This is a genomic window from Dyella sp. Tek66A03 (assembly GCF_052567735.1).
In genome coordinates this window covers 744,727-758,427 of record NZ_CP199584.1, presented here as the reverse complement: position 1 = coordinate 758,427, position 13,701 = coordinate 744,727, and the positions used below count along the sequence as shown (strand labels likewise).

General features: G+C 63.2%; 15 protein-coding genes. 9 read left to right on the top strand and 6 right to left on the bottom strand.

Translation table 11 applies throughout. The annotated features are described in order from the left end of the window. The first annotated feature begins 84 nt into the window (after positions 1-84). Positions 85-480 (top strand): DUF5362 domain-containing protein, encoded by a 396-nt coding sequence (locus tag ACT01B_RS03345; protein ID WP_445145973.1) that lies wholly within the window; start codon positions 85-87, stop codon positions 478-480. A 47-nt stretch (positions 481-527) separates the two neighbouring features. Here the strand turns inward: ACT01B_RS03345 and hppD are convergent, their stop codons facing one another. Continuing rightward, positions 528-1,622 (bottom strand): 4-hydroxyphenylpyruvate dioxygenase, encoded by a 1,095-nt coding sequence (hppD, locus tag ACT01B_RS03340; RefSeq protein WP_445145972.1) that lies wholly within the window; start codon positions 1,620-1,622, stop codon positions 528-530. 114 nt (positions 1,623-1,736) lie between these two features. Here hppD and ACT01B_RS03335 point away from each other — a divergent pair, with 114 nt between their 5' ends. Next, the gene (locus ACT01B_RS03335) at positions 1,737-2,195 is read left to right on the top strand and encodes a MarR family winged helix-turn-helix transcriptional regulator (protein ID WP_445145971.1); all 459 of its coding nucleotides are present in this window, start codon (positions 1,737-1,739) and stop codon (positions 2,193-2,195) included. Between the two features lie 49 nt (positions 2,196-2,244). Here ACT01B_RS03335 and ACT01B_RS03330 read toward each other — a convergent pair whose 3' ends face one another. The 3 genes from ACT01B_RS03330 to ACT01B_RS03320 all read right to left on the bottom strand — a co-directional run bounded on the left by ACT01B_RS03330 (position 2,245) and on the right by ACT01B_RS03320 (position 6,432). Further along, a complete protein-coding gene (locus ACT01B_RS03330; RefSeq protein ID WP_445145970.1) occupies positions 2,245-3,753 on the bottom strand; it encodes a peptide MFS transporter in 1,509 nt (502 codons plus the stop codon). A gap of 207 nt (positions 3,754-3,960) precedes the next feature. Further along, positions 3,961-5,469, bottom strand: coding sequence for a peptide MFS transporter (locus ACT01B_RS03325; RefSeq protein WP_445145969.1), 1,509 nt, complete (start codon positions 5,467-5,469; stop codon positions 3,961-3,963). A gap of 114 nt (positions 5,470-5,583) precedes the next feature. Then, positions 5,584-6,432 carry a tryptophan 2,3-dioxygenase gene (locus tag ACT01B_RS03320; RefSeq protein WP_445145968.1) on the bottom strand — a complete coding sequence of 283 codons (849 nt, stop codon included), beginning with the start codon at positions 6,430-6,432 and terminating at the stop codon, positions 5,584-5,586. A 214-nt stretch (positions 6,433-6,646) separates the two neighbouring features. On the opposite strand from ACT01B_RS03320, the gene pdhA reads away from it, so the two are divergent. The 4 genes from pdhA to ACT01B_RS03300 are packed head-to-tail and all read left to right on the top strand — an operon-like array spanning position 6,647 to position 10,505. Further along, the gene (gene pdhA / locus ACT01B_RS03315) at positions 6,647-7,732 is read left to right on the top strand and encodes a pyruvate dehydrogenase (acetyl-transferring) E1 component subunit alpha (RefSeq protein WP_445145967.1); all 1,086 of its coding nucleotides are present in this window, start codon (positions 6,647-6,649) and stop codon (positions 7,730-7,732) included. Positions 7,733-7,735: 3 nt separating this feature from the next. Further along, a complete protein-coding gene (locus ACT01B_RS03310; protein WP_445145966.1) occupies positions 7,736-8,716 on the top strand; it encodes an alpha-ketoacid dehydrogenase subunit beta in 981 nt (326 codons plus the stop codon). Positions 8,717-8,723: 7 nt separating this feature from the next. Further along, complete coding sequence (locus ACT01B_RS03305; RefSeq protein ID WP_445145965.1) at positions 8,724-9,089, top strand: cupin domain-containing protein; 366 nt, start codon at positions 8,724-8,726, stop codon at positions 9,087-9,089. A gap of 33 nt (positions 9,090-9,122) precedes the next feature. Continuing rightward, complete coding sequence (locus ACT01B_RS03300) at positions 9,123-10,505, top strand: dihydrolipoamide acetyltransferase family protein (RefSeq protein WP_445145964.1); 1,383 nt, start codon at positions 9,123-9,125, stop codon at positions 10,503-10,505. Positions 10,506-10,559: 54 nt separating this feature from the next. On the opposite strand, the gene ACT01B_RS03295 is transcribed toward ACT01B_RS03300, so the two are convergent. Then, a complete protein-coding gene (locus tag ACT01B_RS03295) occupies positions 10,560-10,964 on the bottom strand; it encodes a globin (RefSeq protein WP_445145963.1) in 405 nt (134 codons plus the stop codon). A 227-nt stretch (positions 10,965-11,191) separates the two neighbouring features. Between ACT01B_RS03295 and ACT01B_RS03290 the strand changes: the two genes are divergently transcribed. From ACT01B_RS03290 to ACT01B_RS03280, 3 genes are all read left to right on the top strand, one after another. Then, positions 11,192-11,575, top strand: a complete 384-nt coding sequence (locus ACT01B_RS03290; protein WP_445145962.1) for a VOC family protein — start codon at positions 11,192-11,194, stop codon at positions 11,573-11,575. A gap of 144 nt (positions 11,576-11,719) precedes the next feature. After that, a complete protein-coding gene (locus tag ACT01B_RS03285; protein WP_445144726.1) occupies positions 11,720-12,046 on the top strand; it encodes a transposase in 327 nt (108 codons plus the stop codon). Then, positions 12,043-12,855 (top strand): IS3 family transposase, encoded by an 813-nt coding sequence (locus tag ACT01B_RS03280; RefSeq protein ID WP_445144727.1) that lies wholly within the window; start codon positions 12,043-12,045, stop codon positions 12,853-12,855. Before ACT01B_RS03285 ends, ACT01B_RS03280 begins: the two co-directional genes overlap by 4 nt. A gap of 196 nt (positions 12,856-13,051) precedes the next feature. On the opposite strand, the gene ACT01B_RS03275 is transcribed toward ACT01B_RS03280, so the two are convergent. After that, positions 13,052-13,690, bottom strand: coding sequence for a DUF6348 family protein (locus ACT01B_RS03275; protein ID WP_445145961.1), 639 nt, complete (start codon positions 13,688-13,690; stop codon positions 13,052-13,054). Positions 13,691-13,701: the final 11 nt, after the last annotated feature.

Sequence of the window (13,701 nt, the reverse complement as noted above, 5' to 3'; positions counted from 1 at the left end):
CTCTTGGCTACGACTGCTGGGCCGCCTCGCTCAAGGGAAGAGGCGTTGTTGTTCATTCATTGCAACGACACCAAAGGAAACCACATGTCCGACTCGTTCTCGTCACTCGGCCAAGCCACCGCCGTCCCCTCGATCAAGGATCTCAGCCAGCCGCTCGCCTCGGGCAAGGGATGGATGAAGTTCGTCGGCATCGTGTCCATCGTCCATGGGGTCCTTATCGCCCTCTCCATTATCGGCATTGTCATCGCCTGGCTGCCGATCTGGATGGGCTTGCTGCTCATGAAGTCCGCCAACGCCATCGAACGCGCCCAGCTCAGTGGCGATGCCGACGCCTTGAAGGAATCGCTCGCCAAGCTGCGCACCTACTTCGTGGTCCTGGGCGTGCTCATCCTCGTCGGCATCGTCATCTCCGCCGTTTACTTCATGTTCTTTGGCGCAATGATTGCCACCATGATAAGGAACGGCAGTTTTCCGCACTGATCGTTCGTACCACGGTGGCCGCCAGTGGCGGCCACCGTGCAAGCGCCTTACAGCACGCCGCGCTTCATCTGGTCGCGTTCGATCGACTCGAACAGCGCCTGGAAGTTGCCTTCGCCGAAGCCCTCGTTGCCCTTGCGCTGGATGATCTCGAAGAAGATCGGGCCGATATTGTTCTGCGTGAAGATCTGCAGCAGCTTGCGCTGCTTGGTCTCCGGGTCGGCGTCGATCAGGATCTTGTTCCTGGCCAGGCGCGGCACGTCTTCGCCATGGTCCGGAATACGCTGGTCGATCACCTCGAAATAAGCATCCGGCGTGTCGAGGAAGGCCACGCCCTTGGCGCGCATCGCTTCGACCGTGTCGTAGATATTGTCGGTGAAGCAGGCGATGTGCTGGATGCCTTCGCCGTGGTACGCATCGAGGTATTCGTTGATCTGCGACTTCGGATCACTCGATTCGTTGAGCGGAATGCGCACGATGCCGTCCGGCGCGGTCATCGCCTTGGACACCAGGCCGGTCTTGGCACCCTTGATGTCGAAGTAGCGGATCTCGCGGAAGTTGAACAGGCGCTCGTAGTAGTCCGACCACTTCTGCATATTGCCGAAGTAGAGGTTGTGCGTCAGGTGATCGATAAAAGTGAGGCCAAAGCCGGTCGGATGCTGGTCCACGCCAGGGATCGGCTCGTAGTCGCCGTCATAGATGCTGCCCTTGTCGCCGTAACGATCGACCAGATAGAGCATGCAGTCGCCAATACCCTTCACGACCGGCGCATTCACGGCCTTGGTCTGGGCTTTCTCGATGATTGCCTCACCACCGTTGCCGATCACGGTGTTCAGGACCTCGGCAGCGGGCTTCTGGAAGCGAATGGCGAAACCGGCCGCGCAGGGACCATGCGCCTTGGCGAAATCAGCCGCGAACGAATCGGGATCTTCGTTGACTAAGACATTCACGCCGCCCTGGCGGTAGACCGTGATCGGCCGCGACTTGTGCTTGAGTACGGCGGTGAAACCCATGTTCTTGAACAGCGTATGCAGTTCATGGGCGCGGTCGGCAGGAGCGGCGAATTCGACGAACTCGAATCCGTTGATGCCCATGGGGTTTTCGAAGGTGGTGACCTGCATGCCAAGATTGGGCTGCGCGCTCATGGGGATCTCCTGATTGACCTAAGACTCAATGGCCCTACGCCTAAGCGTGCGACCATCCGTATAAGATGAGCGTTATAGTTACATATGAAACCATTTGCAAGGAGCGTTGCAGCAGTGCCTGTTGAATCCCGTCCCGACCATGCGCCACTTGAACTCGAGCACTTCCTGCCGTACCGGCTCTCGATCCTGTCCAACGCCGTCAGCCAGGGCATTGCCGACGAGTATCAGCGCCGTTTTGACCTGAGCATGACGGAATGGCGCGTGATGGCCGTGTTGGCGCGCTTCGACGGCCTGTCCGCGCGCGAAGTGGCGGAACGCACCTTGATGGACAAGGTCGCCGTAAGTCGCGCCCTGGCGCGCCTGGTGGAATCGGGTCGGGTCAACCGCGGCACCCACGACGGCGACAAGCGCCGTTCCGTACTCGGTCTCAGCGAGGCCGGCTGGCAGGTCCACGATGAGGTGGCGCCGATGGCCCGGGCCAGGGAGCGCGAGCTGCTGGCCAAACTGGATGCCGAAGAGCGTGACTGGCTCATGCGCATCCTCGACAAGCTCCAGCCGGTCGAGCCGCAGTAAGTACTCGGTATGAGCAACGAGGGGGATGCACCCCCTCCTCTCCTGTCGCTTACTTCACGCCATGCATCAGGCGGTTGATCAGGGGAGCGATCAGGAACAACAGCACGCCCGCGCCGGCCAGCAGATAGAAGCTGAAGGTGAAACCACCCAGGGCCGAGGCCACGGTCATGCCGCTCGCGCCGCTGATATGGCCGGCGAACAGGCCCGATAGGTTGTTGCCGATGGCGGTGGAAAGGAACCAGCCACCCATCGCCAGGCCGACCAGGCGCACCGGCGCCAGTTTGGTCACCATCGACAGGCCAATCGGCGACAGGCACAGCTCGCCGGCGGTCTGCAGTACGTAGCAAAGCGCCAGCGGCCAGAACGGAATCTGCCCGTTGCTGCCCACCGCACTCGATAGCGCGTACATCAGTACCAGGAAGCCCAGCGCGTTGCCCAGCAGGCCCAAGCCGAACTTGCGCGGAATCGACGGCTCGATACGATGCTGGTCCAGCCAGCCCCAGGCCAGCGACACCAGCGGTGCCAGGATCACGATGGCCACCGGGTTCACCGACTGGAACCAGCCCACCGGGAATTCCCAGCCACCGAACATCTGGCGGTCGACGATGTTCTGCGCCAGGAAGTTGAACGAACTGCCCGCCTGTTCGAAGAACATCCAGAACAGCACGTTGAAGGCGAAGATGATCAGCATGGCGATCACGCGATGGATCTGTACCTTGCCGTTGCGCACCGCCTCGACGACCAGCATCGCGCCCACGCCGATGAACAGAGCCGTCAGCAGCCACTGCAACACCACCGCGCCGGCCCTGGCCATCAGCAGGTAGAACACCGGGATGGCCACCAGCATGCCCAGCACCACGTAGACCACGCGTAGGCGGTTGGCCTGGTCGGCAGTCGGCCGGCCCACGCCTTTGAGCTGGCGGCGGCCGATCCAGAACCACGCCAGGCTGATCAACATGCCCACGCCTGAGGCGCCGAACACGACCTTGTAGTTTTGCTGCATAGGCGTGTCGGTGAGGGTGCTGGCCAGCCAGCCGGTGATCAGCGGTGCGATCAGCGCGCCGCCGTTGATGCCCATGTAGAACAGGGTGAAGCCACGGTCCCGGCGCGAGTCGCCCTGCGCATAGAGCTGACCGACCATGGACGAGATATTCGGCTTGAACAGGCCGTTGCCCACGATGATCGTGGCCAACCCGAGCAGGAAGAGCTGCTCGTTGGGCAACATGATCATGAACAGGCCCACCGCCATCACCGTGGCACCAACCAGGATGGAGCGCTGGTAACCGATGATCTTGTCGGCCACATAGCCGCCGAACACGGCGGTGGCGTAGACCAGGGCCAGATAGGCACCGTAAGTGCGGCTGGCAAAGGCCTGGCCCGCGGCATCGCCGTGGAAGAACTCCGCCACGATGTACAACGTCAGCGCCCAGCGAATGCCGTAGAACGCAAAGCGTTCCCAGAATTCGGTCATGAAAAGCATCCACAGCGGCCGTGGGTGGCCGAGCATCTGCGGGTAATCAGGCGCCGCTGGCGCGGCAGTCGTAATGGTCTCGCTCATGCCTTCCCCTATGGGTACGGGTCGGCACATCGGGTGCGGACCGGATCGTTGCTGACGGAGAGGTGTAACCGGCCATTGCCGACCCCGTCAAATGCACCGCAACATTTTACGATCCGGTCAGCGTTCCATGCAAAGCCTTGATTTCCGGGCGGCAGCGCCGCCCGGACTATGGCGAGGGCAGCGTCAACCCAGCCCCGACCCGTCTGCTTAGCGCACGCCGTGCATCAGTCGGTTGATCAGGGGCGAGATCAACAACAGGAACACGCCGGCACCGGCCAGCAGCCAGAAGCTGAAGGTGAAGCCGCTCAACGCAGAGGCGGCGGTCATGCCGCTTTCGCCGCTGATGCGGCCAGCCAATAAGCCAGACAGATTGCCGCCCACCGCCAGCGACAGAAACCAGCCGCCCATGGCCACGCCGGTGAGGCGAGGCGGCGCCAGCTTGGTCACCATCGACAAGCCGATCGGCGACAGGCACAGCTCGCCCACGGTTTGCAGCACGTAACACAGCGTCAGCGGCCACAACGGAATCAGTCCATGACTGTCGACCAAGCGCGACAAGGCATACATCAGCGCGGTGAAGCCCAGGCCGTTGAACACCAGGCCCAGGCCAAACTTGCGCGGAATCGACGGCTCCTTATGGCGCCGTGCCAGGAACGACCAGACCTGGGTCACCAGCGGCGCCAGCACGATGATCGCCAGCGGGCTCACCGACTGGAACCAGCCCACCGGGAATTCCCAGCCGCCGAACATGCGCCGGTCGACCATGTTCGCCGCGAGGAAGTTGAAGGACGTGCCCAGCTGGAAATAGAACATCCAGAACAGGATGTTGAAGGCGAAAATGATCAGCATCGCCAGCACCCGATGCAGCTGTATCCGATCTTGGCGCATCGCCTCGACGATCAGCATCGCCGCCACGCCGACGAATAGCAGGCCCAGCAGCCATTGCAGGCCGTTCGCGCCGACAAAGGCCAGCAGCAGATAGATCAGGGGCACCGCCGCCACGATGCCCAGCAGCACCCACACCACGCGCATGCGGCTGGCCGCTTCCGGCGCCGGCCGCCCCACCCCACCCAGACCACGCCGGCCGAACCAGAACCAGAACAGGCTCAAGACCATGCCGACGCCAGCCGCGCCGAACACCAGGCGGTAATTCTGCTGCATCGGCGTGTCGGTGAAATAGCTGGCCAGCCAGCCCGTCAGCAGCGGTGCCAGCAAGGCGCCGCCATTGATGCCCATGTAGAACAGGGTGAAGCCGCGATCGCGCCGATCGTCCTTGGGACCGTAAAGCTGGCCGACCATGGTGGAGATATTCGGCTTGAACAGGCCGTTGCCGACGATCACCATCGACAATCCGAACAGGAACAGTTCCTTGCTCGGCAGCATCACCACGAACAGGCCCGCCGCCATCACCAGGGCGCCGAGCAGGATCGAGCGCTGGTAGCCGATGATCTTGTCCGCTACATAGCCGCCAAAGATGCTGGTGGCATAGATCAGCGCCGTATACGCGCCGTAGATCTTGCTGGCCCAGGCTTCGCCGGCGGGATCGCCGTTGAAGAAATGGGCCACGATGTACAAGGCCAGCGCCCAGCTGACGCTGTAGAACGCAAAGCGCTCCCAGAACTCGGTCATGAACAGCATCCACAACGGCCGTGGATGACCGAGCATTTGCGGATAGTCCGGCACCGATGAAGCTGCGCTCGTGGTGGTGTCGCTCATGCGTTGCCCCGTTGGGTTTAGGTCGGCACGACGCGTGCCGACCGGTATGGTCACGGGCTGGCGAATGCGCTACGCGTTCGCCAGCCCGTCAAAGTCGTGGTGCGGCCGCTCGGATCAGCTGCCGAGCTCGGTGCGTACATCCAGCAACTCGGGAAAGAATTCCAGCTCAAGGGCCTTCTTCAGGAAAGCCACCCCAGACGAGCCGCCCGTGCCGCGCCGGTGCCCGATGATTCGCTCTACCGTTTTCATATGGCGGAAACGCCAAAGCTGGAAACTCTCCTCCACGTCCACCAACTGTTCGCACATGTGGTATTCCGGCCAGAACTCGGAGCGGTTCTCGTAAATGCGCTTCAACACCGGCAACAACGCGTCGTGCCGCTGATAGGGCTGCGTCCAGTCCCGCTCGAGCAAGGCGGCTGGCACATCGTGCCCCCGGCGCTTGAGATAGCGCAGGAATTCGTCATACAGACTCGGCGCCTCGAGCACGCCGCGCAGCTCGGCCTGCGCCGCCGGGTCATAGGCGAACACCTGCAGCATCTGCGCGTTCTTGTTGCCGAGCAGGAATTCGATCTGCCGGTACTGCAGCGACTGGAACCCCGACGAGGCACCCAGCACGCCACGGAATTCCAGGTACTCCGACGGCGTCAGCGTCTCCAGCACCGCCCACTGCTCGAACAGCTGGCGCTGCACCTGCTTCACCCGCGCCAGGATCTTCAGGCAGGTATCCATGTCGTCGGCGCGCAGATGCGCCAGCGCGGCCTTCAGCTCATGGATCAGCAGCTTCATCCACAGCTCGGCCACCTGGTGCTGGACGATGAACAGCATTTCGTCATGGTGCGGCGGGTTACTCAACGGGCGCTGTGCCGACAGCAGGGTATCCAGTCGCAGATAACCGCCATAGGTCAGTCGCCCGTTCAGGTCGAGTTCGATACCGGCCTCAAGGTCGCGCTGGTTCTCGGTCATGGCCTTCCAGTAAGCGGCAAAAGACGCATGTTAACTGCTGTTGAGGCCCCCTCCGTACCGCCGCGAATGCTGCGCTGTACCTTGCAGCGCAACATACGCCCCTGTTATCAAATGCGGTCTTGTCAGGACGTTACGCGTGCGCCAGACCCCACTGGATGGGTCGCGGCCTCCCCTGCACCCATATCCCTACCATTACTCACTCCGGGAGCGAGTCGTGTCCATCGCCGCCAAGTTTGAAATCGAATACCTGCAGTATCTCGATGCCGAAGGCAAACAGGTCCGTGACGATCTGCCTGAATTTGCCAAAGACCTCGACCACATGGTCGAGCTGTACAAGCTGATGCTGTCGACCCGTGTGTTCGACGCCAAGTCGGTCGCCTTGCAGCGTACCGGCAAGCTCGGCACCTATGCCAGCTGCCTAGGCCACGAAGCGGCCCACGTCGGCATCGGCAGCGCCATGCGTCCGGAAGACGTGTTCGCCCCCAGCTACCGCGAATACGGCGCCCAGCTGTACCGCGGCGTGCAGCCGCGCGAGGTGTACATGTACTGGGGCGGCGACGAGCGCGGCAACGACTACCAGAACGAACCGGCCCGCCACGACTTCCCCTGGTCGGTGCCGATCGCCACGCAATGCTTGCACGCCGCCGGCTCGGCCCTCGCGTTTAAGATCCGCAACGAGCCACGCGTGGCCGTGTGCACCATCGGTGATGGCGGCTCGTCCAAGGGCGACTTCTACGGCGCCATCAACATCGCCGGCGCGCAGAACCTGCCGCTGGTCGCCGCGATCGTCAACAACCAGTGGGCCATCTCGGTGCCGCGCAAGATCCAGTCGGGTGCACCGACCTTGGCGCAGAAGGGCATCGCTGCAGGCCTGTACTGCATCCAGGTCGACGGCAACGACATCATCGCCGTGCGCAAGGCCATGGGCGACGCGATCGAACGCGCGCGCGCCGGCCAGGGTGGCTCGGTGGTCGAGCTGGTGACCTATCGCCTGTCCGACCACACCACCGCCGATGACGCCCGCCGTTACCGTGGCGAGGACGAAGTGAAGGACGCCTGGGCCAAGGAGCCGATGAAGCGCCTGCGCAACTGGCTGGTGGCCAAGAGCGTGTGGGACGACGCCAAGGAAGAGGCCTGGAAGGCCGAGTGCGACGAGTGGATGGACAACGAGGTCAATGCCTACCTCGAGACGAAGACGCAGCCGGTCACGGCGATGTTCGACTACACCTTCGCCGAAGTTCCTGCCGATCTCGCCAAGCAGCGCGATTACGTCCTCTCACTCGAAACCAAGGGTCACTGAGTCATGGCACAAATCACTCTTATCGAAGCCGTCACCCAGGCGCTGGCCTATGAAATGGCCCATGACGACAGCGTCGTCGTGCTCGGTGAGGACGTGGGCGTCAACGGCGGCGTGTTCCGCGCCACCCAGGGCCTGCAGGAAAAATTCGGCGAGCTGCGCGTGCTCGACACGCCGCTGGACGAAACCACCATTGCCGGCGTCACCGTCGGCCTCGCCGCCCAGGGCATGAAGCCGGTCGCCGAAGCGCAGTTCGAAGGCTTCATCTATCCGATGATGGAGCAGATCGCCTGCCACGCCGCCCGCCTGCGCAACCGCACGCGCGGCCGTATCACCGTGCCGGCCGTGTGGCGTGCACCGTGGGGCGGTGGTATCCGCGCGCCGGAACATCATTCCGAGGCGAACGAGCACCTGTTCACCAATATCCCGGGCCTGCGCGTGGTGATGCCGTCGTCACCGGCACGTGCCTATGGCCTGCTGCTCGCCGCCATCCGCGATCCGGATCCGGTGATGTTCTTCGAGCCCAAGCGCATCTATCGCCAGTACAAAGAAGAGGTGCCGGATGACGGCGAGGCGCTGCCGCTCGACGTCTGCTTCGTGCTGCGCGACGGTACCGACGTCACCATCGTGACCTGGGGCGCCCAGGTGAAGGAAGCGCTGGAAGCCGCCGATGAACTTGCCGCCGATGGCATCAGTGCCGAAGTGATCGACGTGGCCACGCTGACCCCGCTCGACTTCGACACCATCGCCGAGTCGGTGCAGAAGACCGGCCGCTGCGTGATCGTGCACGAGGCGCCCAAGACTGCCGGTTTTGGTGCCGAAATCGCCGCGCGCCTGGCCGAGGAATGCATGTACGACCTGCTCGCGCCGGTCGAGCGCGTGACCGGCTTCGACACGCACATTCCGCTGTTCCGCCTGGAAATGAAGTACATGCCGAGCACCGAGCGCGTCGTGGCCGCCGCCAAACGCACGCTGGCCGCCAGCTGAGCCCGCCATGCAGGCATCCGCCATCAACCTAGCCGACAAGCTGGCGACGTTCAGCGCACACTGGTCGCCTCGCGTCATCGCTGAAATGAACGACTACCAGTTCAAGCTGGTAAAGTTCCAGGGCGAATTCGTCTGGCATGCCCATGCCGATACCGACGAAACCTTCATCGTGCTACACGGACAGATGGAGATCGGTTTCCGCGACCGCAACGTGACCGTACGCGAAGGCGAGCTATACGTGATTCCACGCGGCGTCGAGCACATCACGCGTGCCGAGGGCGAATGCCACGCCCTGCTCATCGAGCCGCGCGGCATCGTCAATACCGGCGACACCGACAGCACCCTTACCGCAGATAACGACGTGTGGGCCTGAGGTCCACGCTCCCATCGAGAGACCAGACACGCCATGGCTGACATCAAGACGTTCTACCTGCCCGACCTCGGCGAGGGCCTGCCCGACGCAACCATCGTCGAGTGGCACGTGAAGGAAGGCGACTACATCAAGCTCGACGCACCGCTGTGCTCGATGGAAACGGCCAAGGCCGTGGTCGACGTGCCGTCGCCGTACACCGGCAAGGTCACCAAGCTGCACGGTGCGGCCGGCGACATCATCGAGACCGGCTCGGCCCTGGCCGAGTTCGAGCCCGACCCGAATGCCAAGCAGCGCGCCGAGGCCGAATCCACCGGCCACCACCACGGCCCGAAGAAGGGCGTGGGTAGCGCCACCGCCGATGCGCACAAGGTCGTCGCCTCCGACGAGGGTGGCGAAATCGACGACAACGGCAAGCCTGAGCGCGAAGACGAAGGCACCGTGGTTGGCGCCATGATCAGCGGCAGCCACGTGCACGTCGAACAGGCGAGCAGCGTCGGCGGCGTCAAGGCCGTACCGGCCGTGCGTGCACTGGCCAAGAAGCTCAAGGTCGACCTGACCCGCGTGCACCCCACCGGTGCCGATGGCGTGGTCACCCTGCAGGATGTGAAGAACGCCGCCGCCAATGGCACGGCCGCGCTTGGGGCCGCGCCGGCGCGCGCCGTACCAGCTTCCGCCGGTCGCCACCTGGCGCCGGAACTGCCGCAGCCTGAGCCGGCCCGTACGGCCACCTCGCTGGCCGGCAAGCCGGTGCGCACGGCACCGCCAAGCGTGCACGCCAGCGGCCAGCCCGAGCAGCTGAAGGGTGTCCGCCGCAATATGGCGCGGGTGATGGCCGAGGCCCACGCCAACGTGGTGCCGACCTCCCTGGTCGACGATGCCGACCTGCATGCCTGGATCGGCAAGCAGGACATCACCGCCCGCCTGATCCGCTCGATCGTGGTTGCCTGCAAGACGGTGCCCGCCATGAACGCCTGGTTCGACGGCAAGAACCTCACCCGCACCCTGCATCCGCATGTGGACATCGGCATCGCCGTGGACACCGATGATGGCCTGTTCGTGCCGGCATTGCGCAATGCGGACGTGCTGGACGGTGCCGGCGTGCGTGCCGCGATCAAGCGCCTGCGTTCGCAGGTGGAAGACCGCAGCATTCCGGCCTCGGAACTGTCCGGCTACACCATCAGCCTGTCGAACTTCGGCATGTTCGCCGGTCGCTACGCCACACCGGTGGTGGTGCCGCCGACGGTCGCCATCATTGGTGCCGGCAAGCTGAGCCACGACGTAGTGGCCGTGATCGGTGGCATCGAAGTGCATCGCCGCATGCCGCTGTCGGTGACCTTCGATCACCGCGCCGTGACGGGTGGTGAAGCCGCCCGCTTCCTCAAGGCCATGATGGACGACCTGGCCCTGCCGAACTAAGCATCACCAGCGTCAAGAAAAGCCCCGGTCATGCCGGGGCTTTTTTGTGCAAGCTCAGTACTGGTCGATAAAATATTGGGTCGTGCGACCCAACGCCGCTCGCCAGCGTTGCTCCAGCGCGAAGTCATACTCCGGATCTTGTTCCGCAATGGCACGCAGGAGGCTGTCCATCCAATAGGGATAGAGCGTAGGCGGCACGGGCGCGCGACCGCGCTTGCTGTGCACCTGCGCCATCTCGGTCATCATGCGTCGGGAAAGCGTACTGCCACCGGCATAAGTAATCGCCGCGCTGATACCGCGGCGCAGGGCAAGAAACTGCATGCTGAAGTCGGTGTTCTTGAACATGCCCGGGATGTCGGGATGGCTAGCTACGAAGATCTCGTAGAAACGCGCAATGAATTGACCATTGCGCAAGCAGCGACCGTAACTGGTCTGCAAATCATCAAAGCTATCGCCCATGCCTGCTCCTTGCGTGGACACCGTCTGCCCTTGAGCATCAGGAATCTAGCACGCAGGCTTGTTTGGGCCATTGAGTCACAGCGTCGCAACGCAGCGACAAAAAACATATCGCGTGCGACATCGCCACGATCACTCGTAACCGAACAAAAGCAATCATGCCGTTTGACGGGATCTCGACTACCGAACCGCTATACGAATCGCGTTATCGCAGCCACGGGAGCCACCCCATGCACCACAGCAGGCTATGCACCATCGTCATCGACTGCCAAACCGATGACCTGAGCGGAGCGGCCACGTTCTGGAGTCACGCGTTGGGTAAGTCCATCGTGACGCTCGACCAGGACGGCGACGGACGCTATGCCGAACTGGCGACGGCAGACGATGAGCAGATCATCCTGTTGCAACGCGTTGAACATGACAGCCGCGTCCATCTGGATATCGAGACCGATAACCTTGAGGCCGAAGTCGAGCGACTCGAAAAACTGGGCGCCACCCGCGTGGCCCATGTGCGCGATCGCTGGTGGGTGATGCAGGCACCCAGCGGCCATCGCTTTTGTGTGGTTCGCCAGCAGCGCGAACGCTTCGGCCCGCATCTCAATCGATGGGAGTGAGGCGCCCGTATTCCACGCGCCATGACGATAGCGTACGCGATGCACCGTACGGCGCCGGCCGGGCGCCTTCTGTAGGAGCGCACCTGAAGTGGCCGGGTATTTCTGGACCACCGGATAGGAGCAAAATCTCCTACGAGGTGAACCATGGGTCATAGAAAGATTGCCGCTGCGGTGAAGGCAGAGGCCATTCGGTTGGTCGTTGAGGCGGGCTATTCCCCGCCGCAGGCGGCGCAACTGACAGGGGTTGGGCCGACGGCGCTGCGTCGTTGGGTCCAAGCGTGGCGCGCACATCAAGCGCAAATTCCCAGCGGCGTCGCCGATCAGCAGCGCCTCATTCGGGAGCTGCAGGAGCAGCTGAAGGCTTCGGAAGAAGCGCGCGAGGCCCTGGCACAAGAGCGCGATACCCTAAAAAAATCGTTGCCCTCTCACCTCGCCGTGCTCTTTCAACGGCGCAGGCGCTCGACAAGGTGAGAGGGGAGGTATCCATCCGGCGCATCCATCGGCTGCTGGGTTGGTCGCGCAGTAGCTATTACGCCGCACCGCGTCCGGCGCCGGTCGTGGATGAAGTCATCGCCCGGAAGGTTCGCCACCTCCACGCCAAAAGCAACCGCAGCTGCGGCGCCCGCACCCTGGCGCACGGGCTGCGTCGGGCCGGCATCCCGACCGGGCGAGAACGGGCCGCCACGATCATGCGTCTGATGAACATCACGGCCAAGACGAAGCGTTTTCAGCACTACCGTCGCAACACCAAGCCGGCGCCCGCGGAAAACCTTCTCGCGCGCCAGTTCGATCCGGGCCGCCCTAACCAGTCCTGGGCCAGTGACATCACCTACATCCCGACCCGTCAGGGCTGGCTTTACCTGGCCATCGTGGTCGACCTGTTTTCCCGGCGCATCATCGGTTGGGCGACCGCGCAGGTGGCTGATGCGCGGCTGGCTCTTGCGGCCAGCGAACTGGCGTTCGCCATCCGCCAGCCCGGACCCGGGCTCATCGTGCACTCCGATCAAGGGTGCCAGTACACCGCGGACCTTTATGTCACTCATTTGCAGCAACACGGTGCCGTGCAAAGCATGAGTCGTACAGGTAATTGTTGGGACAACGCGGTGGTCGAGCGCGTCTTCCGCAGCCTAAAACAGGAATGGATCGACGGAACCTACCCAACGCGCGAACAGGCGCGTCATGCCGTGATCGACTACGTCGCACGCTACTACAATCACGAACGTCTACACTCCACGCTCGATTACCGGCCGCCCGCCGAGTTTGAGGCACTGGCGGCTTAACGCTCCTATCTCTTGGTCCAAAAAAAGCCGGCCACTACAACCCTGTGCGCGACAAACCGGCAGGACTGCCGGTTTGCACAGCGACAGCTGCCCGAAGGGCGAGGGCCAAGGATGGACCGAGTGAAAAGCCTACGCAGCGGTGACGCCGTGATCGCGCACAGGGTGCGTTCCTACCGAAAGTGGGCGTGGCCCTGGTTCAGTAATCGCGAATATCCAACGCAACGAAGCTGCGCGCACGGTAGCCCGTGCCCTCCGGCCATGCCAAGGAGGTCAGCAGGCGATCACCTGCAGGCCATACCTCGTTGTCGAGCTGCACTTCCGTACTGACCTGGCCGTCGTCGGAGCGGCGGTAGAACAGCCGCACCCAGTGCAGCTCCGGGCTGAGTGATTCGTTCTGCAAGGCACTGCGCAGGGCCGGCACGAGCTCAGCCGGCGCCTCGACGCCATCGCGACTGGAGACCGGGGGACCGATGAACACGTCCCAGGTGCGTACGCCGATATCCCAGCTCTCCAGCTGCATTCGACGATCGTCGGTAACGTACCAGCAGGCCGCCAGCAGCACATGGAATACGCTGCGCTCGAAGGCCTCCAACGCATTGCGGCAAGCCGCCTCACCGACACCTTCGCCGGCGAAGCTCTCTTCGATATGGCGGTTTTCGCCGATCACGATATCGACGTCCAGACGCCCGGGCTCGCCGGCTACGCCCTCATGCCAAATGGCCCGGATAGCCGGAAAATCCCCATCCGTCATCAGCCACTCTTCGTCGGGTTCCAGCTCGACGTCATGCCGCTCGAACAGGCGTAGCAGATAGCGTTGCAGCGTTGCGTCGTCCATGGGGATCCTCG

Coding starts and splice junctions, on each gene's coding strand:
- ACT01B_RS03345 (WP_445145973.1), top strand. CDS start 85: ATGTCCGACTCGTTCTCGTCACTCGGCCAAGCCACCGCCGTCCCCTCG.
- hppD (WP_445145972.1), bottom strand. CDS start 1,622: ATGAGCGCGCAGCCCAATCTTGGCATGCAGGTCACCACCTTCGAAAAC.
- ACT01B_RS03330 (WP_445145970.1), bottom strand. CDS start 3,753: ATGAGCGAGACCATTACGACTGCCGCGCCAGCGGCGCCTGATTACCCG.
- ACT01B_RS03325 (WP_445145969.1), bottom strand. CDS start 5,469: ATGAGCGACACCACCACGAGCGCAGCTTCATCGGTGCCGGACTATCCG.
- ACT01B_RS03320 (WP_445145968.1), bottom strand. CDS start 6,432: ATGACCGAGAACCAGCGCGACCTTGAGGCCGGTATCGAACTCGACCTG.
- ACT01B_RS03310 (WP_445145966.1), top strand. CDS start 7,736: ATGGCACAAATCACTCTTATCGAAGCCGTCACCCAGGCGCTGGCCTAT.
- ACT01B_RS03305 (WP_445145965.1), top strand. CDS start 8,724: ATGCAGGCATCCGCCATCAACCTAGCCGACAAGCTGGCGACGTTCAGC.
- ACT01B_RS03300 (WP_445145964.1), top strand. CDS start 9,123: ATGGCTGACATCAAGACGTTCTACCTGCCCGACCTCGGCGAGGGCCTG.
- ACT01B_RS03295 (WP_445145963.1), bottom strand. CDS start 10,964: ATGGGCGATAGCTTTGATGATTTGCAGACCAGTTACGGTCGCTGCTTG.
- ACT01B_RS03290 (WP_445145962.1), top strand. CDS start 11,192: ATGCACCACAGCAGGCTATGCACCATCGTCATCGACTGCCAAACCGAT.
- ACT01B_RS03285 (WP_445144726.1), top strand. CDS start 11,720: ATGGGTCATAGAAAGATTGCCGCTGCGGTGAAGGCAGAGGCCATTCGG.
- ACT01B_RS03275 (WP_445145961.1), bottom strand. CDS start 13,690: ATGGACGACGCAACGCTGCAACGCTATCTGCTACGCCTGTTCGAGCGG.